The 23,248-nt window shown below is 66.5% G+C and carries 19 protein-coding genes; 10 read left to right on the top strand and 9 right to left on the bottom strand.

Annotated features, from left to right (window positions below):
- Positions 1-18 precede the first annotated feature (18 nt).
- The 6 genes from pheS to AB3347_RS18805 all read left to right on the top strand — a co-directional run bounded on the left by pheS (position 19) and on the right by AB3347_RS18805 (position 7,163).
- On the top strand, positions 19-1,035 hold the full coding sequence (gene pheS / locus AB3347_RS18830; protein WP_369093243.1) for a phenylalanine--tRNA ligase subunit alpha: 1,017 nt from the start codon (positions 19-21) through the stop codon (positions 1,033-1,035).
- 65 nt (positions 1,036-1,100) lie between these two features.
- Positions 1,101-3,527 (top strand): phenylalanine--tRNA ligase subunit beta, encoded by a 2,427-nt coding sequence (pheT, locus tag AB3347_RS18825; protein ID WP_369093242.1) that lies wholly within the window; start codon positions 1,101-1,103, stop codon positions 3,525-3,527.
- Positions 3,528-3,681: 154 nt separating this feature from the next.
- A complete protein-coding gene (locus tag AB3347_RS18820) occupies positions 3,682-4,026 on the top strand; it encodes an integration host factor subunit alpha (protein ID WP_227802631.1) in 345 nt (114 codons plus the stop codon).
- A 12-nt stretch (positions 4,027-4,038) separates the two neighbouring features.
- Complete coding sequence (locus AB3347_RS18815; RefSeq protein WP_369093241.1) at positions 4,039-4,449, top strand: MerR family transcriptional regulator; 411 nt, start codon at positions 4,039-4,041, stop codon at positions 4,447-4,449.
- 253 nt (positions 4,450-4,702) lie between these two features.
- Positions 4,703-5,335, top strand: a complete 633-nt coding sequence (locus AB3347_RS18810) for a response regulator transcription factor (RefSeq protein WP_027865355.1) — start codon at positions 4,703-4,705, stop codon at positions 5,333-5,335.
- A gap of 313 nt (positions 5,336-5,648) precedes the next feature.
- A complete protein-coding gene (locus AB3347_RS18805; RefSeq protein WP_369093240.1) occupies positions 5,649-7,163 on the top strand; it encodes a CHASE3 domain-containing protein in 1,515 nt (504 codons plus the stop codon).
- Here the strand turns inward: AB3347_RS18805 and AB3347_RS18800 are convergent.
- The gene (locus tag AB3347_RS18800; protein WP_369093239.1) at positions 7,160-7,960 is read right to left on the bottom strand and encodes a Crp/Fnr family transcriptional regulator; all 801 of its coding nucleotides are present in this window, start codon (positions 7,958-7,960) and stop codon (positions 7,160-7,162) included. The genes AB3347_RS18805 and AB3347_RS18800 overlap by 4 nt on opposite strands.
- Positions 7,961-8,229: 269 nt before the next feature.
- Here AB3347_RS18800 and AB3347_RS18795 point away from each other — a divergent pair, with 269 nt between their 5' ends.
- Both AB3347_RS18795 and AB3347_RS18790 read left to right on the top strand, forming a co-directional pair.
- Positions 8,230-8,910 (top strand): response regulator transcription factor, encoded by a 681-nt coding sequence (locus AB3347_RS18795; RefSeq protein ID WP_369093238.1) that lies wholly within the window; start codon positions 8,230-8,232, stop codon positions 8,908-8,910.
- A gap of 5 nt (positions 8,911-8,915) precedes the next feature.
- On the top strand, positions 8,916-10,262 hold the full coding sequence (locus tag AB3347_RS18790) for a sensor histidine kinase (protein ID WP_369093237.1): 1,347 nt from the start codon (positions 8,916-8,918) through the stop codon (positions 10,260-10,262).
- Positions 10,263-10,328: 66 nt separating this feature from the next.
- Here AB3347_RS18790 and AB3347_RS18785 read toward each other — a convergent pair whose 3' ends face one another.
- The 7 genes from AB3347_RS18785 to AB3347_RS18755 form a co-directional block, all read right to left on the bottom strand.
- Positions 10,329-11,864 (bottom strand): Ig-like domain-containing protein, encoded by a 1,536-nt coding sequence (locus AB3347_RS18785; RefSeq protein ID WP_369093236.1) that lies wholly within the window; start codon positions 11,862-11,864, stop codon positions 10,329-10,331.
- A 161-nt stretch (positions 11,865-12,025) separates the two neighbouring features.
- Complete coding sequence (locus tag AB3347_RS18780; RefSeq protein ID WP_369093235.1) at positions 12,026-15,352, bottom strand: pilus assembly protein; 3,327 nt, start codon at positions 15,350-15,352, stop codon at positions 12,026-12,028.
- Between the two features lie 21 nt (positions 15,353-15,373).
- Positions 15,374-15,949 (bottom strand): hypothetical protein, encoded by a 576-nt coding sequence (locus tag AB3347_RS18775; protein ID WP_369093234.1) that lies wholly within the window; start codon positions 15,947-15,949, stop codon positions 15,374-15,376.
- The gene (locus AB3347_RS18770) at positions 15,946-17,022 is read right to left on the bottom strand and encodes a PilW family protein (protein WP_369093233.1); all 1,077 of its coding nucleotides are present in this window, start codon (positions 17,020-17,022) and stop codon (positions 15,946-15,948) included. The genes AB3347_RS18775 and AB3347_RS18770 overlap by 4 nt, the downstream gene beginning before the upstream one ends.
- Before the next feature lie 20 nt (positions 17,023-17,042).
- Positions 17,043-17,645, bottom strand: a complete 603-nt coding sequence (gene pilV, locus AB3347_RS18765) for a type IV pilus modification protein PilV (RefSeq protein WP_369093232.1) — start codon at positions 17,643-17,645, stop codon at positions 17,043-17,045.
- A gap of 4 nt (positions 17,646-17,649) precedes the next feature.
- Positions 17,650-18,114: a GspH/FimT family pseudopilin gene (locus AB3347_RS18760; RefSeq protein WP_369093231.1), complete on the bottom strand. Its 465-nt coding sequence runs from the start codon at positions 18,112-18,114 to the stop codon at positions 17,650-17,652.
- The gene (locus AB3347_RS18755) at positions 18,108-18,509 is read right to left on the bottom strand and encodes a type IV pilin protein (protein WP_369093230.1); all 402 of its coding nucleotides are present in this window, start codon (positions 18,507-18,509) and stop codon (positions 18,108-18,110) included. The genes AB3347_RS18760 and AB3347_RS18755 overlap by 7 nt, the downstream gene beginning before the upstream one ends.
- 196 nt (positions 18,510-18,705) lie before the next feature.
- On the opposite strand from AB3347_RS18755, the gene AB3347_RS18750 reads away from it, so the two are divergent.
- A complete protein-coding gene (locus AB3347_RS18750; RefSeq protein WP_369093229.1) occupies positions 18,706-20,379 on the top strand; it encodes a peptide chain release factor 3 in 1,674 nt (557 codons plus the stop codon).
- A 60-nt stretch (positions 20,380-20,439) separates the two neighbouring features.
- On the opposite strand, the gene AB3347_RS18745 is transcribed toward AB3347_RS18750, so the two are convergent.
- A complete protein-coding gene (locus tag AB3347_RS18745) occupies positions 20,440-21,132 on the bottom strand; it encodes an outer membrane beta-barrel protein (protein WP_369093228.1) in 693 nt (230 codons plus the stop codon).
- A gap of 295 nt (positions 21,133-21,427) precedes the next feature.
- On the opposite strand from AB3347_RS18745, the gene AB3347_RS18740 reads away from it, so the two are divergent.
- Positions 21,428-23,110: a methyl-accepting chemotaxis protein gene (locus AB3347_RS18740; protein WP_369093227.1), complete on the top strand. Its 1,683-nt coding sequence runs from the start codon at positions 21,428-21,430 to the stop codon at positions 23,108-23,110.
- The last annotated feature ends 138 nt before the right edge of the window (positions 23,111-23,248 follow it).

The following is a 23,248-nucleotide window of genomic DNA, read 5'->3' as shown; positions in this document are numbered from 1 at the left end:
AACAGGAAAAGAACAAGCATGCAATCGCTGGAAGATCTCGTCTCCGCCGCACAGGCCGATTTCGCCGCCGCCGCGGACGCCGCCGCGCTCGAAAATGCAAAAGCCAAATACCTGGGCAAGACCGGCCAGGTCACCGACCTGATGAAGGGCCTGGGCAAGCTCGACCCCGAACAGCGCAAGGCGCAGGGCGCCCTGATCAATGCCGCCAAAGAAAAAATCGAACAGGCACTGACCGCCCGCCGCGACGCCCTGGCCAATGCCCAGCTCGAAGCGCGCCTGAATCTGGAGGCCATCGACGTGACCCTGCCGGGCCGCGGCCGCGCAAAGGGCGGCATCCACCCGGTGATGCGCACCTGGGAGCGCGTCGAACAGATCTTCCGCTCGATCGGCTTCGACGTGGCCGACGGCCCCGAGATCGAGACCGACTGGACCAATTTCACCGCACTGAACAGCCCGGAAAACCACCCGGCCCGTTCGATGCAGGACACCTTCTACATCGAAGGCAAGGACAGCACCGGCAAACCGCTGCTGCTGCGCACCCACACCAGTCCGATGCAGGTGCGCTACGCGCGCACCCACACCCCGCCGATCAAGGTGATCGCACCGGGCCGCACCTACCGCGTCGACAGCGACGCCACCCACTCGCCGATGTTCCACCAGGTCGAAGGCCTGTGGATCGGCGAGGACATCAGCTTCGCCGACCTCAAGGGCGTGTACCTGAACTTCGTCAAGGCCTTCTTCGAGACCGACGACCTGCAGGTGCGCTTCCGCCCGTCCTACTTCCCGTTCACCGAACCGTCGGCCGAGATCGACATCGCCTTCGGCTCCGGTCCGCTCAAGGGCCGCTGGCTCGAGGTCTCGGGGGCCGGCCAGGTGCACCCGACCGTCGTCCGCAACTTCGGACTGGATCCGGAAAAGTTCATCGGTTTCGCGTTCGGCTCCGGCCTCGAGCGCCTGACCATGCTGCGCTACGGGATCAACGACCTGCGCCTGTTCTACGAGGGCGATCTGCGATTCCTGAAGCAGTTTAATTAATCCGGGTGCTGATTCAGTACGCTCAGTCATAAATATAAGTCACGCGCTGACGAGGTAAAAAGAACATGCAATTCTCCGAAAACTGGCTCCGTTCCATGGTCGATCCGAAGATGACTTCGGATGAACTGTCCCACCTCTTGACCATGTCCGGCCTCGAAGTCGAGGAAGTCGAAGCGGTCGCGCCGCCGTTCACCAACGTGGTGGTGGCCGAGGTCAAGGAAGTCGCCAAGCACCCGGACGCCGACCGCCTGAACGTCTGCCAGGTAGACGTCGGCAGCGGCACCCTGCTCAACATCGTGTGCGGCGCGCCGAATGTGCGCGCGGGCATGAAGGCGATCTGCGCCAAGGCCGGCGCCGTGCTGCCGCCGGGCGCCGACGGCAAGCCTTTCGCGATCAAGGTCGGCAAGCTGCGCGGCGTCGAGTCGCAGGGCATGATGTGCTCGGCCAAGGAACTGAAGATCTCGGAAGAGAGCAGCGGCCTGATGGAACTGCCGGCGGACGCACCGGTGGGCGCCGACATCCGCGACTACCTCGGCCTGGACGACCTGAAGTTCACCATCAAGCTGACCCCGAACAAGGCGGACTGCCTGTCGGTGCTGGGCGTGGCGCGCGAAGTGGCGGCCCTGACCGGCACCCCGCTGCACGTACCGACCACCAAGCAGGTGGCGGTGAGCACCGATGAGGTCCTGCCGGTGAAGATCTCGGCCCCCGACCTGTGCGGCCGCTTCTCGGGCCGCGTCATCCGCGGCCTGGATGCGCGCGCCGCGACGCCGGACTGGATGAAGCAGCGCCTCGAGCGTAGCGGCCAGCGTTCGGTGTCGGCCCTGGTCGACATCTCGAACTACGTGATGCTGGAAGTCGGTCGTCCCTCGCACGTGTTCGACCTGAACAAGATCCACGGCGGCCTGGACGTGCGCTGGGGCAAGAAGGGCGACACCCTCAAGCTCCTCAACGGCAATACCGTCGAGGTCGACGAGTGGGTCGGCGTGATCGCCGACGACAAGGAAATCGAATCGCTGGCCGGCATCATGGGCGGCGATTCCACTGCCGTCACCCTGGACACCACCGACATCTACCTGGAAGCCGCGTTCTGGTGGCCGAACGCCATCCAGGGCCGCGCCCGCAAGTACAACTTCTCGACCGACGCGGCGCACCGCTTCGAGCGCGGCGTGGACTATGCGACCACGGTCGAGCACCTCGAGCGCATCACCGCCCTGATCGTCGAGATCTGCGGCACCGGCGCTACCCGCGTCGGTCCGGTCGACGACCAGGCCGTCAAGCTGCCGCAGCGCCAGCCGGTGGCCATGCGCACCGCCCGCGCCGCCAAGGTGATCGGCGTGCCGCTCACCGACGAAGTCGTGGCCGACATCTTTACCCGCCTGCAGCTGCCGTTCACCTTTGAAGCAGGCGTGTTCCACGTGACCTCGCCCTCGTACCGCTTCGACATCGAGATCGAGGAAGACCTGATCGAGGAAGTGGCGCGCGTGTATGGCTTCGAGAACATCCCGACCCGTCCGCCGGTGGCGCCGACGGCGATGCTGATCGAGCCCGAAAACACCCGTTCGCTGTTCGCGATCCGCCACCAGCTGGCCGACCTGGGTTACCAGGAAGTGGTGAACATGAGCTTCGTGGAAGCGCAGTGGGAGCAGGATTTCGCGGCCAACGCCGATCCGATCCGCCTGCAGAACCCGATCGCCAGCCAGCTGAGCGTGATGCGCTCGAACCTGGTGGGCAGCCTGCTGGCCAACGTGCGCTACAACGTCAACCGCAAGGCCGGCCGTGTGCGCGTATTCGAAGTCGGCGCGGTATTCAAGCGTAACCCGCAAGCCCAGGACGGCCCGCTGTCGGTGGCCGGTTTCGACCAGCCCAAGCGCGTCGCCGCCATCGCCTATGGCCCCTTCGTCGACGAGCAGTGGGGCGAGAAGACCCGTGCGGTCGACTTCTTCGACGTCAAGGCCGACCTGGAGGCGCTGTTTGCCCCGGCCGTGCTGCGCTTCGTGAAGGGCGAGCATCCGGCGCTGCACCCGGGCCGCAGCGCCTTCGTCGAACTGGGCGGCAAGCAAATCGGTTTCATCGGCGAACTGCACCCGCGCTGGCTGCAGAAGTACGACCTGCCGCAGGCGCCGGTCCTGTTCGAGGTCGACGCCGAGGCGCTCTGCCTGCGCGCCGTGCCTGCCTACACCGAGATTTCCAAGTTCCCGGGCGCGACCCGCGACCTGGCGCTGGTGGTGAAGCAGGGCGTGTCGGCCCAGGAAGTGCTGGACACCTTCCATGCCGAAATCGCCGCGCATCCGGGCGGCAAGATCGTGCAAGCCGTTGTTTTGTTTGATGAATACCGCGGCAAGGGCCTGGAGACGGATGAAAAAAGCCTTGCTTTCCGCTTTGGCTTGCAAGATACTCAATCGACGCTGCAGGACGACGCGGTGGACGCCATCATGGCGGCCGTGGCCCGTGCGGCACAAGAAAAAGTCGGCGCAAAGCTGCGTGCATGATGTGCTGAAAGGGCGCTCCCCGGAGCGCCTCACATCGTTCCAAAACATCGTTTCTTGAAGGTAGGGCTTCAAAATTAATAACAACGACCTTGATTCGGCCGTGTTCCAGGAAGCACTGGCGGCCGATCTGCATCGCGCGACGCAAGTGGCGCGGATGCGGAAGGAAGCTGAGAAAGAACTGCCGACCCTGACCAAGGCCGAGCTGGCGGAACTGCTGTTCGAGCAGGTCGGCCTGAACAAGCGCGAAGCCAAGGACATGGTCGAGACTTTCTTTGACGAGATCCGCAACGCGCTCGAGCGCGGCGAAGCGGTCAAGCTGTCCGGCTTCGGCAACTTCCAGTTGCGCGACAAGCCGCAGCGGCCCGGCCGCAACCCGAAAACCGGGGAAGAGATCCCCATCACGGCGCGCCGCGTCGTGACTTTCCACGCCAGCCAGAAGCTCAAGGGAATGGTCGAGGAGACCAGTCCTCCAAGTAACTCGCTGGCCCGAGCTGCCTGAGTGCCAGATTAGATGAGCGACCGACCGAACAAGCCTGAACCTGTTGTCCTGCCGCCGATTCCGGCGAAGCGTTATTTCACGATCGGTGAAGTCAGCGACTTATGCGGCGTCAAGCCGCACGTGCTGCGTTACTGGGAGCAGGAATTTACCCAGCTAAAGCCGGTCAAACGCCGAGGTAACCGTCGTTATTACCAGCACCACGAGGTGCTGCTGATCCGCCGCATCCGCGAACTGCTCTACGAGCAGGGCTTCACCATCAGCGGTGCACGCAATCGCCTCGACGGCCGCGTCCATGAACTGGCCAGTGCGCACGAAGCCGAACTGCCGCCGCCGGCGCCTGCCGTCGACATCGAGGCGGTGCGGGCCGAATTGCTGGACATCCTCGCGTTTCTCAAGCACGGCAGCAGCGCCAGCGCCGCCTGACGGGGCGCCCGCGTGCCGTTCGGTGTGTGGGTGCGCGGAAGCCTGGTCGCGTTTGTCCTCGTCAAATTCATCGATTCGACCCTGTGCGGCCTGTCTTCACACGCCGCGCATAACTCAGCAAGTGTGTGCTGTTGATGCCCCGCGCCATAGTGATAGAATGTCACCTGCGGTCATGCTGACATCAACGCATGCAAGCCGGGGCGTTAGCACGGACCTGGCACTTTCCTGACAAGGGAAAATTTAAGGGAAGACAATGATACGCGTTGCCATTTGTGACGATCACCAAATAGTTCGAGCAGGATTCAAACAGATTTTCTCGTCGTCGGGCGAATTCGAAGTCGTCGCCGAAGGCGCTACCGGGCGCGAAGCCCTCGACATCGCCCGTCGCGAGATCTGCGACGTGCTCCTGCTCGACATCGCGATGCCCGACCAGAGCGGCATCGACATCCTGCGCACCATCCGCCAGGGCCAGCCCAATTTGCCGGTGCTGATCCTGTCCGGCTATCCGGCGCAGCAGTACGCGCTCAACCTGTTCAAGATGGGCGCGAACGGCTACCTGAACAAGGAATGCGAGGCCGACGAGCTCAAGACCGCGGTGCGCACCGTGTACCAGGGGCGCCGCTACGTAAGCTCGACCGTGGGCGAGTTGCTGGCGCAGAGCTTCGACCGCGATCCGAACACGGCGCTGCACACCGAGCTGTCGGACCGCGAGTTCCAGGTCTTCCTGCGCCTGGCCAAGGGGGCGACCGTGTCGGACATCGGCAATGCGCTGTCGCTGTCGATCAAGACCGTCTCCACCTACCGCACCCGCATCATGGAAAAGATGGGCCTGCAGTCGAATAGCGACCTGACCTATTACGCCATGAAGAACAACCTGCTCGACTGAGTTGCCTTCCGCACGCGCCGGCCTGCCGGCGCGTTGACTGTCCTCCCGCCGCCGGTCGTCCGCACCGCAGCTGAACTCGCCAGCCGAGCTCGCCGTTTGTTTCCAAACCTTACAAAAATTTCGCTGCGGTGCAACATTTGTATTGCATACCGCCCCGTATGCGCGCACACTTGCAGGCGTCGGCCACCCAGCATTTGCGCATTCATCGAGGCTGGCATGCGCGTAACGTTTCACGGGTTTTGACTGCGCTGCACTGTCGCGCTAACGCGACTATAATCGGCGCGGACGGCATAAGTTGCGCGAAAGGAAGCCCATGTACTTTTCCACTGCCTTCGATGGCAAGCGGTTGCGCGGCCTGCCGCTCTCCAAGACCCTGTTGTGCGTGGCCTGCGTGGTCATCCTGGTCATCAACGCGGTGTTCCTGATCCGCAACCTGGACGACTTGCGCTCGGCCAACGCGCTGCAGGCCCAGACCGCGCGCGTGTCCGACGAGCTTCAATTGCTCAACCTACTGGTGACCGACGCCGAAAGCGGATTGCGCGGCTATTTTCTGTCCGGCTCGGAAGTGAACCTGGGCCCGCTGCATGCGGCGCCCCAGCAGATCGACAACCAGCTGCGCGCCCTCGGCGTGCTGCTCGCCGACAATCCCTCGCAGACCAGGAACCTGAACCAACTGCGCAGCCTGGTCCAGCGCAAGCTCGGCCTGATGCACCAGGCGCTCGAGGTTTACCGCCGCGGCGGGCTGGTCGACATCGTGGCCATTTCCGCGGCGGCCGACGAGCGCGGCCAGATGGACGAGATCCGCCTGCAGGTCGTGATCATGACGCGCGAACAGAACGAATTGCTGGCCGCGCGCACCCATGCCTTCTACGAACAGTCGCGCCGCACCGTGCTGCTCGGCGTCGGCATCAATGCGGCCGCGATCCTGGTGATCCTGCTGTTCCATAACCTGGTGCAGCGCAGCTTCGGCCTGCGCCTGGAGGCCGAGCGCGCGCTGCAGCTGACCAACGACAGCCTGGAAGCCATCGTTGCCGAGCGTACCGAACAGCTGTCGGTCCTGTCGCGTCACCTGATCAAGGTATCGGAAGAAGAAAAATCGCGGCTGGCGCGCGAACTGCACGACGAGATGGGCGCCAACCTGACCGCCATCGGCATGGACATGACCACGGTCAGCGAACAGCTCAGGGCTTCGCATCCGGAACTGGTGGCCATGCTGGGGCGGGCGCGCCGGACCCTGGTCGATACCGTCCAGCTGAAGCGCCGCATCATCGAGAACCTTCGCCCCAGCCTGCTCGACAACATGGGCCTGTCGGCCGCGCTGCAGAGCTATTGCGCCGATTACGCGCGCGTCACCGCGCTCGACTGCGACGCGCTGATCGACGCCGAGGCCGATCGTGCCGGCCCGATGCAGGCGATCGCGCTGTTCCGCATCACCCAGGAAGCCCTCAACAACATCGCCAAGTACGCCCAGGCGCGCACCGTGATCGTCAACCTGACGCGCGAACCGGGCGGCTGGGAACTGGAAATAACGGACGACGGCATCGGCATTCCCGCCGACGCGATGGCGCGCTCGAAATCGCACGGCCTGCTCGGAATGCGCGAACGGGCGCTGCTGCTGGGCGGCACCCTCAGCGTCGAGCGCGGCGTGAATGGGGTCGGCACCTGCGTGCAGGCCTGGATTCCGGCGGCGGCGCCGGGCGGCGACGGCGCCCATGGGGTAGCGCCGATCATGGCGAGCGTGGAAACGACAACGCCGTCCCGGATGGCGGGAACGGCGTTGGAAGGGCAATCGGGCAAGGCGCCCGACGGGGCCCGGGTCAGTTCTTAGCGCGCCACATCCGACAGCAGGCGATCGTATTCCGACTTGGCGACCTTGTAGCATTCGCCGGCGTATTCTTCCAGGCCTGCGCGGTCGAGGACGGTGATGTTGCCGCGGCGGTACTGGATCAGGCCTTCGTCCTGCAGCTTGCCGGCGGCGGCGGTGATGCTTTCGCGGCGCACGCCCAGCATGATCGAGATGAGTTCTTGGGTCACCTTCAGCTCGTTGCTGGCCGAACGGTCCAGGCGGTCGAGCAGCCAGCGGCACAGTTTCTGCTCGATCGAGCTGTGGCGGCCGCCGACGGCGTTCTGGGCCATCTGGGCGAACAGGGCGTTGGTGTAGCGCATCAGGAGCTGCGGCAGGGCGCCGCCCTTGTTGAAGGCGTCACGCAGGAACTGGGTCTTGAGGCGGTAGCCGTAGCCGGCGCTCTGCACCACGGCGCTGCAGGTAGCGCGCTCGCCCATGAACAGCGATACGCCGACCGCGCCTTCGTGGCCGACCACCGCGATCTCGGTGGTGGCGCCATCTTCCATCACATACAGCAGCGACACGATTGCGGTCGTCGGAAAATACACGTATTCCAATTTGCTGCCATACTCGAATAACTCTTTGCCAAATGGCAGTGGGACAAGTTCCAGTTGCTCGAACAGGCTTTCCAGGTCTTGGCGGGGCAGGGCGGCGAGCAGTTCGTTCTGCTGGGTGCCGCTGTAGCTGACAACGGGGCGGGACGCGGCTTTCACAGTCTCACTCGTGGCTGGGATCTTGTGCTGCGCTTTGTGCGTACCACCAAGTTGAGTGTTGTTCATTTTCTGTCCTCTTATCTCTAACATGCGTCGGTTTGCGATTGTTTGAGGTCTTGTTTTCGTTTCCTCATCGCGATGTGTGTACATTAAAGCTATAGTCCGCTGCCGAACATAAGATTAGCAGTCGCACCTGTGTAGGCTTGGCGCAGGCGGTTTTGTCAGTCCAGTCCTACTAGGCAGATGTCGTTCTGTCATGGCCTTTTGTTTTGCCAAGGAAACGCCTGTGCGCGGAATTCCCGCATAATGTGACTTTCCTATTTTCCTGACACGACATGTCCTTGTCCCTGCTGCTGGTCGAAGACGACGCCCTGCTGGCCGACGGCCTGGTGCGCACGCTGGAGGCGCACGAGATGCAGGTCGAACTGCTGCGCGACGGCCTGGGCGCCGACGCCCGGCTGCAGGGCAGCCTGCCCACGCTGGTGGTGCTCGATATCGGCCTGCCCGGCATCGACGGCTTCGAAGTGCTGCGCCGCCTGCGCGCCCGCGGCGCCACCATCCCGGTGTTGTTGCTGACCGCGCGCGATGCGGTCGAGGACCGCGTGCGTGGGCTGGAAAGCGGTGCCGACGACTATCTGGTCAAACCCTTCGCCACGGCGGAACTGGTGGCGCGCATCCGTGCGCTGGCGCGGCGCGTGGCGCCCGCGCCCCGCCAGGTCGGGCTCGGGCGCCTCAGCCTCGACAGTGCCACCCGCCGTGCCCGCGTAGGCGAACGCCCGCTCGAACTGTCGGCGCGCGAGTGGGGCGTGCTCGAATATCTGCTGCAGCATGTGGGGCGCGTGGTGTCGAAGCAGCAGATCATCGACGCCATCGCTCCCTGGGGCGACGACCTGACCCTGAATGCGGTCGAGGTCTACGTCTCGCGCCTGCGCCTGAAGCTGGAAGGCGCCGGGGTGGCGATCCGCACCATCCGCGGCTTCGGCTACCTGCTCGAAGCAACGCCGCCCGCCCACTGAGCGCGATGACCAGCATTCGCCTGCGCCTGCTCAAGTGGCTGGTCGCTCCCATCCTCGTGTTCAACCTGCTGGCCGCCAGCCTGACCTACCTGCTGGCCTGGACCCCGGCCCAGCTGGCCTTCGACCAGGGCTTGCTGGACGCCGCCGCCGGCCTGGCCGCGCGCCTGCGGCCCGGCAGCCCGGCCATGGGGCTGGAACTGCCCGCGGTCCATGCGCTCGGCGCCGCTGCGCCCGATGCCAGCTGGTTCGTGGTGCGTGCGGCCGATGGCCGGGTGCTGGCCGGCGATCCGGCCTTTCCGCGCCGCACGGCCGGGGAGCCGGTGCGCGACGCGCGCATGCATGGCCAGCCGGTGCGCATCGCCAGCCTCTTGGTGCCGGGTGCAAGCGGCCCGGTCGAGGTCGGCGTGGCGCGCACCCTGAGCCAGCGCCACCAGGTCCGTTCGGCCATCGTGCGCGCCCTGGTGCTACTGGAAGTGCTGTTCAGCCTGGCATTGGTGGGCCTGGTCTGGTTCTCGGTCGGCAACGGCCTGGCGCCGCTGGCGCGCCTGCGCGCCCGCCTGGACGCACGCGGCAGCCATGACCTTGCGCCGCTGGACGACAGCGCCATGCCGCGCGAAATTGCGCCGCTGGTGAGCGCCTTCAATGCGCTGCTGGGACGGATCGCGGCCGGCGCCCGGGCCCAGGACGATTTTCGCGCCAACGTCGCGCACCAGCTGCGCACGCCGCTGGCCGGGCTGCGCCTGCAGCTGGAGTGGCTGGCCGGCCGCCACCGCGACGATCCCGAGACGGTGCGCACGGTCGAACTGCTGCTGCAGGCCAACGAGCGCATGATCCGCCAGGCCAACCAGTTGCTCTCGCTCGAACGCGCCGGACCGGACCGCTTCGAGCAGGCGGCGCTGGTGCCGCTCGACCTGTCGGCGCTCGTGGCCGAGGCGGCCCAGGGCTTCGTCGAGCAGGCGCTGCGCAAGGACATCGACCTCGGCTTCGAGCTCAGCCCGACGCAACTACGCGGCGAGCGCCACATGCTGCGCGACCTGGTCGACAACCTGGTCGACAACGCGCTGCGCTACACGCCGTCACAGGGCACGGTCACCGTACATTGCCAACCGACGCCGGACGGCGTGCTGTTCGCGGTCGAGGATTCCGGGCCCGGCATCCCGCTCGAGAAGCGGGGCCGGGTGTTCCAGCGCTTCGTGCGCCTCGATCAGCACAGCCAGGGCTCCGGCCTGGGCCTGGCGATCGTGCGCGAGATCGCCGCCGCGCATGGCGCCCAGGTGGAACTGGGCGATGGCCTGGCCAATGGCGCAGGCGGGTGGGGGCTGCGGGTCGCGCTCCGGTTTCCTGCGCTGTAGCGCCAACGGAAAAGCCCCGCGACGCGGGGCTTTCCTCATGCAGCCGTGCGGGATGCTGCGCCGTTCTTACTTGCTGACCTGCACCGAGGTGGTGGACACGTTACCGGCAGCATCCTTGGCAAGCGCTTTCACGGTGTGCGTCCCTTTTGCCACCTTCCGGGTGCTCCACTTGTAGGACAGGCTCGCTCCCTGGTTGCTGGCAACCAGTACGCCATCGATATACAGCTGGTTGGTGATGCCCGCCGCGCCGCTGTCGTCGGACGATTGCACCATGACCGTGACCGTGCCGCTGACGCGCCCGCCAGTCGGGCTGGCGATCCGCACCGTCGGCGGGGTGACATCCGCGATCGGGGTCGGGGCGGGAGCCGGGGCCGGTGCCGGCGCGGTGGTGGCGACCGCTTCGTAGGCGCCGATATCGAGCGCGCCGCTCACCGGCCGCAGTTCGCTGCCTGCGCTGTGCTTGTATTGTGCGCTGGGGACCAGCGACAGTCCGGTCAGCGAGGTACCGGGATTGGTGCCGGCGTCGATCATCAGCGCGCCGGCGGCCGGACGCAGGTCGTAGTTGGCGCGGTCGACGAAGCTCGGGGCCAGCGAGCGGTAGTTGCTCTTGTCGAGCGCAGCCGCCTGGGTGCTCATCGTGCCGGTGCCCGCGAAGATGTTGTTCTGCAGCAGGACCGGGGTGCTGACGCCGCTGCCCACCATCACGAAGGTGCCGCGCGAGCCGTCGTCGTTCAGGAAAGTATTGTTGACCACGTACAGACTCTGGCCCGGATTGGTCGCGCCTTCTTCGCCAAAGGTGAGCATGCCCGGGTTCTGGTTGGCCGAGGGCTGCTGGATCACGTTGCCGATCACGTAGGCAATGCCGGCGTTCGGCAGGTTCACCTCGTAGCTCGGCTGGCCGCTGGCGGTGGTGTTCGGCTGGCCCACCGGGGTGCTCGAGAAGCGGTTATAGGCGATCGTGTTGGTCTGTGCGCGCGACTTGAGGTTGTGGCCGACGTTGGCGTCGTGCGAATAGTTGTAGCGGAACGTCAGGCTGCGGACGTTGCCGATGTACAGGTTGTGCGAGTAGCCGTCGCCGTAGCCGTTGTGGCCGAATTCGGAGTTTTCGATCACGATGTCCGAGGCAGTATTCGCGCCCGACAGGATGCCGTTCTCGTTATCGTGCAGGAAGCTGCGGCGCAGGGTGAAGCCGGTGCCTTCCAGGCGCAGGGCCGCACCGTTGCGGTCCGCCACGCGCGCGCCGAACATCTCGACGTTCTCGATGGTGATGCCGTTGCCGACCACCACCCAGGTGCCCTTGCCCATGGCATTGGCGCCACCGGCGTCGATCTTCGGACGGCCGTTGACGCCACGGATCACCAGGTTGCTGGGGTAGATGCCGCAGACATCGCCCACATAGGCGGTGCCGGCATCGATTTCGATCACGTCACCGGCGGCCGCGGCAGCGAAGGCCTTGCAAGGCGTCGCGAAGGCCTTGCCGGCGCCCACCGTCAAGGTGGCGGCGAAGGATGGGGCCGCGGCGGCGGAACACATCAGCACGGCGGCGGCGACCGACTGGCGCAGGGAAGGCAGGGACATCATGGTGCGACCACGGCTGGACATTTGCTACTCCTGTGTTTTCATCGAGAAATGGAACAAATAGTCTCCCACAGGAAATTTGGTTCCAATCGGAAAAATATTCTTTAGATAAACCTATTTCTCGAGAAAACGTTGGGCAGGCGCAACGGGTGCGGACTGTGCGGGGCGCAGTCCGCTTCCCGGCTTTATTCGGCGCCGGAGGTGTAGCTGTAGGAGCGCTTGCGTTTCGAGCTGATCGCCGGCCGGATTTTCTGCGGCGCGATCGGCACGCTGGCGCCGACTGCGCCGTTCGACCCCTTTTGCACCGCGCCGATCACCACCGTGGTGGCCTTGCCGGCGATCGGTACGCCGTTGGCCAGCACCGGGGAGGGCGGCAGGCCGCCGCCCACGAAGGGCGAGGAGCGCTGGCCGCCGCAGGTGCCGCCCACGCCGATCGCGCCGGAACCGTTGAGCAGGTTGACCCAGTAGCCGCGCGCCTCGCCGAGCGTGGTCGAGCAGGTACCGGCCGCCGGCGGGATCGGGCGGTTGGTGCTGAAGGTGACCATGCCGCCGGCGATCAGGGCCGAGGTCACGACCTGCTCGCCCGCGCCGTTCTGGTTGAGGTCCATGAACCAGCCCTTCAGGGTGCCGGCCGGCAGCACCGGCGCGTTCTGGCAGCTATTGGTGCTGCTGGCGCTGTAGTTTTCCAGCGCATCGAGGTTGACCGGCTCGGCGTCCTGGGCGGCCAGCAGGCTGTCCTTGTACACGTACAGGCGGTTGGTGACCCCGGTGAACGGATAATTGCTGGCCAGCGGATGCTCGCGGTCGCCGCTGCCGATCGCCACGTAGACGTTGTCCGGCGCCGGCAGCAATGCCGGCGCGAACAGGAACTTGCGCCCGCTCCCGCTGGTGTAGGCCACCTTGCGGCTGCGCCAGGAAGCGCTGGCCAGGGCCGCGTGGTTGCTGCCCACGAAGTCCACCCGGTACAGGTTGCCGCCGGTGTCGGCGGCGTAGGCATAGTCGGGCATGGCGTCGTTGTCGATGTCGACCATCGCGATGTCGGCCGCCACCGAACGGGTGGTCGGGAACGAGCGTACGATCGCGCCGGTATCGGCGTCGAGGATGTAGATTACGCCGCCCTTGGGATTGGCGCAGTTCGGGGTCCGGGTATCGGCATCCTCGCAGCTGTCGTAGCCGCCGCCCACCACCAGCACCGGCTTGGTGCCTTGCTCATAGCCCTTGATGAAGGCCACGCTCGGGGTCGACCAGGTCTGGCCGATGCCGGACATCCCCGCGGTGCAGCCGGTGTCGTCGGTCAGGTTCGGGCAGCCCACCTTCCACTTGAAGGCAGGGCTGCCGACGGTGCTGACGTCGAGTGCGTAGATCATGCGGCCGCCGCGGCGCATGGTCGGGTAGATCCAGACGGTCGAGCTGGTGGCGTCCTGGTAGAGGCCGGTCGAACCGTCGAAGAAGTAGTCCTTCTTGGTCGGGGTGATGTCCAGGTCCGGCATGTTCGGATAGGCGACCAGCGGCGAATTGCTCTTCAGGCGCGACAGGCGCACGTTGAATTCCGGCGCCACGAAGGCCCAGCGTTCGACCCCGGTGGCGGCGTTCAGGGCGCGCAGGGTGCCGTCGTTGGCGCCATAGAACACCGTCACGCCGCCCTTGTCGCTGCCGTAGTTGACCGGCAGCGGACGAGAATGGATGACGTCGCCATGGATCGAGGGCCGCGTGGTAGTCGACGGCCCGCCGCCTTTTTCGTTATTCGTGTCTTCGCCGCGGATGAACTTCACCAGGTTGGCGTCCATGCCGCTGTTGGCCGGGCTCAGGTCGGTCAGGCCGACCCCTGCCACGTGGGTCAGCACCTTGCGGTTCACGGCGTTCGAGGTCGAGGTGCCGGCGGCGACGTTGCCCTGCCTGAGGATCTGCGCCGCCGCGCCTTTTTCCACGAAGGGGCCGTCGGGGGCGTCCGAATACGGGTCGAAGCCGCTGGTCGTACAGGTGCCGGCCGGGTCGGGCGTCAGGCCCAGGCCGCTCCAGTAGGTGCCGCTGTCGCTGCTCCAGTAGCTGGTGGCGCAGGGCGTCACGAAGCCCGTGACCGAGTTCACGGCCTGCTTGCCGGCGGCGTCGCCGAGGTCGATGTTGCCGTTGCTGTCGATCAGCTGGTAGCGCTTGAGGTTGCCGAACCAGCGCGGCTTGGCGTCCGGATCGGGGCGGAACATGCCGATGAAGACCTGGTTTTCGTTCTGCGAACGGTTGGTCGCGTTCACCGGCAGGCTGGTGGAGGCAAAGGTGGTGTTGACCGCCTGGATCTCGACCAGGATTTCCTTGAGCGCGTCGACGATCGCTTCCTCGTTCTTGGCGGCGAAGTACTTGCCGCCGCCGGCGCGCGCCATGCTCAGCATCAGCGAGGTATGCGTGCCGTTCTGCTGGGCATTGTAGACGTCGATGGTATAGGTGGTGACGTTGGGACGGATGGTGCTGCCTGCCAGGGGTACGCCGCGGTCATGCAGCAGGCGCGCCCATTCGTCGGCGTTGCGCGGGCCGGTGTCGGTGCTGTAGCTGCCGGTCGGCACGTTGGTGATGATGGTGTCGGTGGCGATCACGCTGTACTGGCTGTTCGGCGCGGTGCACACGCCGGCCGCGCTGGGGACGGCACTGCCGATCTTGCAGCCGTCGGTGTAGTCGGCGCAGGTTGCGCTGAAAGCGGCCAGTCCGGCCTCGGCGGCGGTGGCGCTGCCGTAGCAGGCCGCCGTGTTGCCGATCGTGGTCGGCGTGCTCACGGTGCGGCTGCTGAAGTTCGGCAGGCCGAGCTGGGTGACCGGCGCGCCGTTGAGGGTGTTGAGCAGGGCGGTATTGGCCGAGCTATCCGCGGATGGGCCGCTGGCGTTCGGATTGCCGATGAAGATGACGAAGGTCTTGCCACACAGGTTGTCGGTGGTCAGGGGCGACCTGAATTTCGTGAAAGGGGTCGTGTAGCCGCTCGTATCGGCCTTGCTCGCAACCACCCCGGCAGGCGAGTAGGAATTCTCGTTCGCGAAGTAGTTGTACACGTCGTACATCAGGTTGCCGTACGGGGTGTTCGAGTTACGCTTCTCGTTCGGGTCGTTGATGTTGTTGTAGATCGTGGTCAGCTCGGCGCTGAAGGCGGCCTTGTTGTCGGCCGTCATCGGCCGGATCGTGCGGCGGATGAAGCCGCCGTTGTCGTTGGCGTTGCCGCCGGTGACGAATTCCATCAGGCCCAGGCTGACCGAACCATTGAGATCGGCAAGGACGCGCTTGATCGCATTCGCTTCCGACTGGCCCTGGGTGACGCCGCCGGGCCATTTCTGGTTCTGGCGCGCCCAGTTCGAGGTGTTGTCGAGCACGATCAGGATGCGCGGATTGACGTTGGTCCCGGCCGAGGCGCCGGTGAAGATGTCAATGTCGTCGGCGCCGGCCGGCTGCGACAGGACCAGCAGGGCGCACGAGAGACCCAGCGCCAGGCGCGGGGCGCGGGCACGGAAGGAAGCGGAGCGGGAGATGCGGAACATGGTGGAATCCTTCTGGGCTGCTCAGGTGGTCGGACAATTGTTGGTGACGTCGTCGCGCGCTACACGCACGGCCACGCCCTGTGTGACCTGGACCTGGGCTTCGGTCTCCATGTCGGTGGCTTCGGCCCGGATTTCCCAGATGCTGTCGGCGCAGGCGGAATTGCCGTCCACCGCGCCAGCCACGCCGAAGCTCTGCGAACTGCCCATGCTGCACACCTGGTCCTCGGCCCTGGCCAAGTCGAGCGCGGTGTTCTTGATCACCGGCGCCTTCACGCATTTCGGGCGCTGCGCGATCCGCACGCGCACGTCGTCGCGGCCGTCGCCGTTGCTGTCGACGCAGCGCTGGTTGGGGGCGCCGCAGGGGTCGGCCAGCACGTGGTCGGGGGTGGCGCTGAAGCGGGTGGTGCTGATCGCTTCCTCGATCACTTCGCGCGCGGCGGCGGCGGCTTCGTCGCGCTGCTGCATGTTGCTGACGATCTGCAGGTTCGACTTGCCGACATTGAAGGTGGTCAGTGCGATCAGGGTCAGCAGCACCAGCATCACCAGGGCGGTGACCAGGGTGACGCCGCGCTGGCGCCCGGGATGTACGTGGTTCATGGTAGTCTCCGTCCGGCCGGGTTGGGCAGCTCCACCTGGGTCTGGAACACGTGGCGCTTGTAGCCGTCGTTGGCGGGTTCGATGCGGTGCTCCTCGCCGTCGGCATCCAGACCGAGGGTATAGCTCTTGGTGTCGGTGTAGCCGGGGGTGGCCTGGGTATTCCGAGCGAGCAGGTGGATGCGCACCGCGACCGCGCTGCGCCAGTTGCCCACCGCGCAGGCCGCGTCGGTGCAGCCGTTGGCGGTCGCCGGGTCGGCGGCCGTGAGGTCGGCGACGCCGTCCTTGGCCAGGTCCAGGCCGTATTCGAGCTGCAGGTTCTCGATGCCTTCGGCCAGCGGCACCGCCGGCCAGGTGGGCGCCGTTCCGGTGCTGCCCAGCTCCAGGCGCTTCAGGGTCGGAATGCCGTCGCCGGCGCGGTTGTTGTTGGCGATGTAATAGATATGGGTGCGGTAGCGGCGCACGTCGGCCAGGGTACCGCTGGCGGGCGTCGGGCTGCAGTCGCGCCCGTGGCGGTTCAGGTTGGCGGTCGACAGGCTGAGCGCATAGAAATCGGCCACGTTCGGCGAATCGAGCTCGGTGGCGTTGTTGCACAGCGAGGCCTGGAAGAACGGACCCCCGGCGGATGTCGCGGCGCAGTTGCCGATGCCTGCCACGCAGGTGGCGGTGCGGCGCACCACCAGCACATCGGTGCCGGCGCGCAGGTCGGCCAGGCAGGCCGGCATGGCGGCGCCGCCGTCCAGTCCCTGCACCGGCAGCACCAGGCCGGCCTTGAGGCCGTCCAGGTTGGCGGCGCACAACGCCGGCAGGGCGGCGGGACTGGCCAGCACGCTGGGATCGAACTCGGCATAGTAGCCGGCATTGCGCAGGTCCACCGTTAGCAGGTCGATCGCGTAGCGGCCGTTCTCGACCTGGCGGTGGGCCTGTTCGATCTCCTGCTGGGCCCGGGTATTCTTCACGAACATGGTGGACAGTGCGGCCAGGATGGCCAGGCCGATGGCCGAGGCCACCATCAGCTCGACCAGCGAAAAGCCGCGGGCCCGGTGGCGGGAGGGGAGGGAAGGCAGGGTAGGCATGCGGGGTCCTGGTGCGCAGATCAGATGCAGCCCGGCAGGCCGACGGCCACGCGCACCGACACGGCGCGGCGGTGGGTGTCTTCGCCGTACAGGTCCTTGCCGCAGGCCTGGGCCGGGGCGCGGGTCGGGTGCATGCCCTGCCAGGCGACGGTGACGAGGTAGACGGCCGGGGTGCAGACCCCGGCGGCTTCGTTCTTCGCCTGCACTTCGGCGATGCAGCCGCGCGCGTCCTGCATCGCGCCGACATTGCTGGTGCTGGTCCCGGTGCCGCGCTGCTCGGCCGCGCCCTTCAGGGCGGCGCTCCATTCGCACAGGTCGCGCGCGCTGCCGGCCGCTTCGGCGCTGCAGTCCTCGCCCACCTCGCTACCGGCGCCGAGTGGCTCGTCGGTGGTGTAGTCGGCGGCATGCGCGCTGTTGCCGGACAGGCGAGACTGCATGTCCTGCAGCAGCACCGCGGCCTGGGCGCGCTGGTAGGACTCGAGCGTGCCCACATGGGCCTTGGCCTGGAAGGCGGCCAGGCCCAGCAGGCCGAAGGCCAGCACCACCAGGGTGATCAGCACTTCGACCAGGCTCAGGCCGCGGGCATGCCGGGTTGGGGGGAATGATGGCGTCGTGGGCAGCATGGCGTCAGCAGCGGGAGTGGGTCAGGTTCGGGCGGCCGGACAGGTCTGCCTTCACGCAGCGGCGTTCGTCGCCGCTCGCGGCGGCGATATCGAAGGCAGGCAGCGTGCTGCCCCGGATGCGGCCGCTCGGCAGGTAGGTGACGCTGTCCGGGCCGTCGATGCTCACGCCGGCGAGCGCCGGGTGGTCGTGCAGCAGGCGGTCGGCGTCGCCCGGTGCGGCGATCTGCCAGCCGGCCTGCCAGCCGTCCTCGTTCGCGGCCAGCGTGACCTCGGCGTTGCGCTTGATCGCTTCGCTGCGCGCCAGGTTCAGGGCCATGTGCAGGTCGGTGCCGGCGCTGCGCGCGCGGCTCGAGGCGACCCAGTCGCCGTAGGCCGGCGCCGCCATCGCCCCCAGCACCGCCATGATGACCAGCACGGTCATCAGTTCGGGCAGGGTGAAGCCGCGCGCCGGCGTTTTCATGCTTACCATTTGTCGCCCGGCGTGCGGGTGCCGGCCTGGTTGATGCTCAGTTCGCCATCCTCGACCTGGGCCGAGCCCTCGCGCGGGGTGGCGGTGATGGTATAGGCCTGCGGCGGGCCGTCCTCGAATTCGATGGCGATCTCGTACTTGGCGCCGACATTGTCCGGCACCGGCAGGTTCAGGTCGTCGACCGAGGACGCATAGCTGCGGCTGTCCGCCATGTACTGGGCCTGGGCCTGGGCCAGGTCCATCAGGTAGGCCTGGGCCGCGGTGCGGTTGCTGCGCACGATATATTGGCTGTAGGCGGGCAGGGCGATCGCGGCCAGGATGCCGACGACGGCTACCGCCACCATCAGTTCGACCAGGGTAAAGCCGGGCTGGCGCCGGATAGCTCGGGAAAACATAGTTTCCTCATGGAATCATTAATGTTGCCGAGTATAAACACTGAAGCTGTCAAATTGCTGAATCAAAGCTGACAAAGTGCTGACAAATTGCTGGCAAGCTGCGCTGGCTGCGGGGAGAACGATGCGCGCCGTCCACACAAGGCGGCCTGTAACCGGTAAAATCGCCGGTTTTGCAGAACCCAGATTGGCCGAGACCATGTCCACCGATACCGCAGCAGTAACGCCAGAAGAATCCAACCTCGATGCCGCTTCCGCTGCGTCGGCAGGCAAGCCGGCCGCCGTGATCGCGCGCGAAGTCGCGCGCCGCCGCACCTTCGGCATCATTTCCCACCCCGACGCGGGTAAAACCACGCTGACCGAGAAGCTGCTGCTGTTCTCGGGTGCGATCCAGCTCGCCGGCACCGTCAAGGGCCGCAAGAGCGGCCGCCACGCGACCTCGGACTGGATGGACATCGAGAAGCAGCGCGGCATCTCGGTCGCGTCTTCGGTGATGCAGTTCGAATTCCGCGATCACGTCATCAACCTGCTCGACACCCCGGGCCACCAGGACTTCTCGGAAGACACCTACCGCGTGCTGACCGCGGTCGACTCGGCCCTGATGGTGATCGACGCCGCCAAGGGCGTGGAAGCGCAGACCATCAAGCTGCTCGACGTCTGCCGCATGCGCGACACCCCGATCGTCACCTTCATGAACAAGCTCGACCGCGAGACCCGCGACCCGCTCGAACTGCTCGACGAGGTCGAGTCGGTGCTGAAGATCGAGTGCGCGCCAGTGACCTGGCCGATCGGCATGGGCAAGAACTTCCGCGGCGTGTACCACCTGCTGAAGGACGAGATCATGCTGTTCAAGGCCGGCGAAGAGAAGGCCGACGGCGCCTTCGAGATCGTCAAGGGCATCGACAACCCGAAGCTGGCCGAGATGTTCCCGCTCGAGATCGAGCAACTCAAGATGGAAGTCGAGCTGGTGCACGGCGCCTCGCACGTGTTCGACCTGGAGCGTTTCCTGTCGGGCGTGCAGACCCCGGTGTTCTTCGGCTCGGCGATCAACAACTTCGGTGTGCGCGAGATCCTGTCGGCACTGGTCGACTGGGCGCCGGCCCCGCGCGAACGCGACGCCACCGTGCGCGCGGTCGCGCCGACCGAACCGAAGTTCTCGGGCTTCGTCTTCAAGATCCAGGCCAACATGGACCCGGCCCACCGCGACCGTATCGCCTTCCTGCGCGTTTGCTCGGGGCGTTTTGAAAAGGGCATGAAGGTCAAGCACCTGCGGCTCGGCCGCGAGGTGAAACTGTCCTCGGTGGTGACCTTCATGGCATCCAGCCGCGAGCAGGTGGAAGAAGCCTATGCCGGCGACATCATCGGCTTGCCGAACCACGGCAACATGCAGATCGGCGACAGCTTCTCGGAAGGCGAGATGCTCACCTTCACCGGCATTCCCTACTTCGCGCCGGACCTGTTCCGCACGGTGCGCATCCGTAATCCGCTGAAAGTGAAGCAGCTGCACAAGGGCCTGCAGCAGCTGGGCGAAGAGGGCGCGGTGCAGGTGTTCAAGCCGGTGCTGGGATCGGACCTGATCCTGGGCGCGGTCGGCGTGCTGCAGTTCGAAGTCGTGGCCAGCCGCCTGTTGAACGAATACGGGGTCGACGCCGTGTTCGAGAGCAGCAGCATCAGTAGCGCGCGCTGGGTGTCGAGCGACGACAAGAAGGCCTTGTCCGACTTCGAAAATCAGCTCGGCCACCAGGTCGCCTACGATGCGGCCGGCAACCTGGCCTTCCTGGCCACCTCCGGCGTCAACCTGCGCCTGACGCAGGAGCGCTGGCCGAAGCTGACCTTCCACGCGACCCGTGAGCACGCCGCCAAGCTGGCCTGATTCCCCGGTCCGTCGTGTCATCCAGGGTGCCCGCCGGACGGCGGCGCACCCTGTTTTTTATTAGAAGCCGATCCCGACGCTTCCGCGCAAGCCGCTGGCGTTCGAAGCCTTGCCGAACTGGCTGGCGCTGCCGTTCATGATGTATTCGCCCTTGACGGTGGTCTTGTCGTCGAGCTTGTACTGGGCGCCGACGGCGCCGTACGGTCCGGTGCTGGTCTCGCTGCCGAACTCGCCGACCGGCTTGCCGGCGACCCGGTCCGCCACCTGCTGCGGGCTGATGAATCCATCGTTGTTCACCCGGCTGTGCGCGATGCCGAACTTGCCGTAGGCGCTGAGGCGTTCGTTGACCGGCAGCGTGATCTTGGCGGCCACATAGGTGGTGTTGCTGGCGGCGCCCAGCGCGCCGGCGCCGATCGCGGCATCGGCGGCGGCCGCCTTCGGGTTGAAGGTGTCGAGCTTGTGGAAGCCCTGGTCGCGTAGATGCGCGTAGCCGGTTTCCAGCGACAGGTAGGGATTGATGGCGTAGCCGAGCACGAGCCTGGGATCGGTGCGGAAGCCCGGGAACAGGCGGTCGTTGGGATTGGCGGTCTCGTTGCCGCCGTAGACCGGCGAGTAGCGCTTGAAGCCCTTTGCCAGCGGACCGAAGCGTCCGCCCGGCTCGGCTTCGAGCCGAGCCGGCGTCTCGGCCAGCTGTGCCTGCGCGTTGGCGGCGACAAGAAGTATGGTAGCCAAGACGATGACTCTGGCGTTCATGCGAATCTCCTTCGTGAGCTGCTTGTTCGGATCGACCTGAAGGATACAAGATGCCAGGCTGCCAACTGTCTTGAATTGGTAAGTTTCTGTTACACAATGCATATGTCTGTTGGTTTGACCACGAAGACGGGGGCCGATCTGAGCGACCGCAAACCGGCCCAGATTGAACCGCGTAGATTCATCAAATGCATTTAGGAAATTGAATACAGCACTGAACATTCATCCCCAGGGAGGCATCATGCTGGTTCGGTCGCAACCTTCCCACGTCCACACTTCTTCGCGCGGCGCCTGAGCCATGCTGTCGCGCCTGAAGATCGGTCCCAAGCTGCTGCTCGCGCCCGGCGTCGTCCTGTTGCTGCTGGTGCTGCTCTCGAGCGGCGCCTACTATGCGATGGTGCGGCAGCACCAGTCCCTGCAGGCCATCGTCGGCCCGCGCGCGGTGCAGATGCGCAGCGCCACCGAGCTGGTTGCCCAGGCCCAGCGCGTGCATGCGGACACCTACAAGCTGCTCACCTGGCTCGGCAGCAGCATTTCGCGTACCCGCATCGACTTGCTGATCGCCGACATCCACCGCCAGCACGGTGCGATCGCCCGTTCCTTTGGCGAGCTGGCGCGCCAGCCCGCGTCCGACGAACTGGAACGGCGCCACGTCGAGCAGGCGGCGCAGGCGCACCGGCTGTACGTGCGCGCGGCGCGCGAGGTGGTCGAGCTGGCGCACGCCGACCAGACCATCGGCGCGAATGCCATGATCAAGCCGGAAGCCGCGTTCTCGACGCTGGTGGAACGCATGACGATGCTGGCCAGGCTCGAGCGCGAGCTGTCCGAAGAGGCGTCCAACGGCGCCGCCGCCGACTTCCGGCTGACGGCCGGCATGATGCCGGTGGTGGTGCTGCTGGCGGTCGGGGTGTCGCTGGCCATCACCATGGCCGTGCGGCGCGCCCTGCTGCAGCAAATCCGCGGCATCGGCGCGGCGGCGCTGGGCCTGGCCAGCGGCGACCTGACGGTGGCCGAGCGCACCTATGGCGACGACGAGATCGGCGAGACCTCGCGCGCGCTCGATGCCGGCATCCGCAACCTGAACGGCGCCCTGCGCACCGTGCTGGAATCGGCCCGCAGCATCGGCAGCGCTTCGCGCGACATCAGCCTGGGCAAGCTGAGCATGCACAGCCGCGCCGTGTTCCGCAGCCGTTCGCTGGAAGACACGGCGGCCAGCATGCAGCAGTTGGCGGAAACCGTCACCGTGACCGCCACCAGCGCGCTGGCGGCGAACCGGCTGGCGCAGTCGGCGTCGAGCAGCGTCCGTGACGGCGGACAGACCGTGGAACGGATGGCGGCCACGCTGGCCGCCGTGAAGGAGGGCGCCGCCCGGGCGGCCGAGGTGGCCGGTGCGATCGATGCCTTCGCCAGCGAGGCCGGTGCGCTGGCGCTGAATGCCGCCCTGGCCGCGGCGCGCAAGGGCGAGGGCGGCGCCGACTTTGCCGACGCCGCCAACGGGGTGCGGTCGCTGGCCCAGCGCGCGGCCGGCGCGGCGCGCGAGGTACGCGAACTGGCGGCGCGTTCGATTGCCGAGATCGACGGCTGCGCGGCCTGGGCGCTGCAGGCCGGCGCCAGCATCGAGGACGCGGCCGGCGCGGCGCGGGCGATGGAAGATGCGGTCGGCCGTATCGGCAGCGCCAGCGCCGGCCAGGCCGGCAGCCTGGCCAAGGTCAACCAGGCGATCGTGCGGATGGACGAGGTGACCCAGCAGAACTGCGCGCTGGTCGAGGAAGCGGCGGCGGCAGCGCGCACCCTGCAGATGCAGGCGCTGGCGCTGTCGCGCGCGGTGGCGGCATTCCGGCTCGGCGAGCCGGAGACGGCGCCGGCCCCGGCGCAGCCGGAACCGGAGGCGCAAAAGGAAAGCGGCGTCACCCGGGACCTGCCCAGGGAACGCCGCCGTCATGATCGCGCTCACTTGCGGCTCGCTTCGAGCCGCAAGTAGGGTGGGCGGGGTCTTTCTGGGCAATGCCCGGAACGACAAGCGCCCACGCGGTGATCGCTAACGGCTCCGCTCTCGTGCCGGATGACCTTGCCGCAATTTATCACCGCGTGGGGTGATCTGGTCCAGCGGACCAGATCA

Origin of the sequence: Massilia sp. X63, assembly GCF_041023745.1 — a bacterium.
Classification (GTDB): Bacteria; Pseudomonadota; Gammaproteobacteria; order Burkholderiales; family Burkholderiaceae_D; genus Telluria.
The sequence above is the reverse complement of the archived record's forward strand: the minus strand, read 5'-3'. Positions and strand labels throughout refer to the sequence as shown.

Bases quoted from the DNA above. Each gene is read 5' to 3' on its own strand.
- AB3347_RS18800 (WP_369093239.1), bottom strand. From the start codon at position 7,960: ATGAACAACACTCAACTTGGTGGTACGCACAAAGCGCAGCACAAGATC.
- AB3347_RS18760 (WP_369093231.1), bottom strand. From the start codon at position 18,114: ATGGTAAGCATGAAAACGCCGGCGCGCGGCTTCACCCTGCCCGAACTG.
- AB3347_RS18795 (WP_369093238.1), top strand. From the start codon at position 8,230: ATGTCCTTGTCCCTGCTGCTGGTCGAAGACGACGCCCTGCTGGCCGAC.
- pheS (WP_369093243.1), top strand. From the start codon at position 19: ATGCAATCGCTGGAAGATCTCGTCTCCGCCGCACAGGCCGATTTCGCC.
- pheT (WP_369093242.1), top strand. From the start codon at position 1,101: ATGCAATTCTCCGAAAACTGGCTCCGTTCCATGGTCGATCCGAAGATG.
- AB3347_RS18775 (WP_369093234.1), bottom strand. From the start codon at position 15,949: ATGAACCACGTACATCCCGGGCGCCAGCGCGGCGTCACCCTGGTCACC.
- AB3347_RS18820 (WP_227802631.1), top strand. From the start codon at position 3,682: ATGCGGAAGGAAGCTGAGAAAGAACTGCCGACCCTGACCAAGGCCGAG.
- AB3347_RS18740 (WP_369093227.1), top strand. From the start codon at position 21,428: ATGCTGTCGCGCCTGAAGATCGGTCCCAAGCTGCTGCTCGCGCCCGGC.
- AB3347_RS18810 (WP_027865355.1), top strand. From the start codon at position 4,703: ATGATACGCGTTGCCATTTGTGACGATCACCAAATAGTTCGAGCAGGA.
- AB3347_RS18770 (WP_369093233.1), bottom strand. From the start codon at position 17,022: ATGCCTACCCTGCCTTCCCTCCCCTCCCGCCACCGGGCCCGCGGCTTT.
- AB3347_RS18815 (WP_369093241.1), top strand. From the start codon at position 4,039: ATGAGCGACCGACCGAACAAGCCTGAACCTGTTGTCCTGCCGCCGATT.
- AB3347_RS18805 (WP_369093240.1), top strand. From the start codon at position 5,649: ATGTACTTTTCCACTGCCTTCGATGGCAAGCGGTTGCGCGGCCTGCCG.
- AB3347_RS18785 (WP_369093236.1), bottom strand. From the start codon at position 11,864: ATGTCCAGCCGTGGTCGCACCATGATGTCCCTGCCTTCCCTGCGCCAG.
- pilV (WP_369093232.1), bottom strand. From the start codon at position 17,645: ATGCTGCCCACGACGCCATCATTCCCCCCAACCCGGCATGCCCGCGGC.
- AB3347_RS18750 (WP_369093229.1), top strand. From the start codon at position 18,706: ATGTCCACCGATACCGCAGCAGTAACGCCAGAAGAATCCAACCTCGAT.
- AB3347_RS18745 (WP_369093228.1), bottom strand. From the start codon at position 21,132: ATGAACGCCAGAGTCATCGTCTTGGCTACCATACTTCTTGTCGCCGCC.
- AB3347_RS18780 (WP_369093235.1), bottom strand. From the start codon at position 15,352: ATGTTCCGCATCTCCCGCTCCGCTTCCTTCCGTGCCCGCGCCCCGCGC.
- AB3347_RS18790 (WP_369093237.1), top strand. From the start codon at position 8,916: ATGACCAGCATTCGCCTGCGCCTGCTCAAGTGGCTGGTCGCTCCCATC.
- AB3347_RS18755 (WP_369093230.1), bottom strand. From the start codon at position 18,509: ATGTTTTCCCGAGCTATCCGGCGCCAGCCCGGCTTTACCCTGGTCGAA.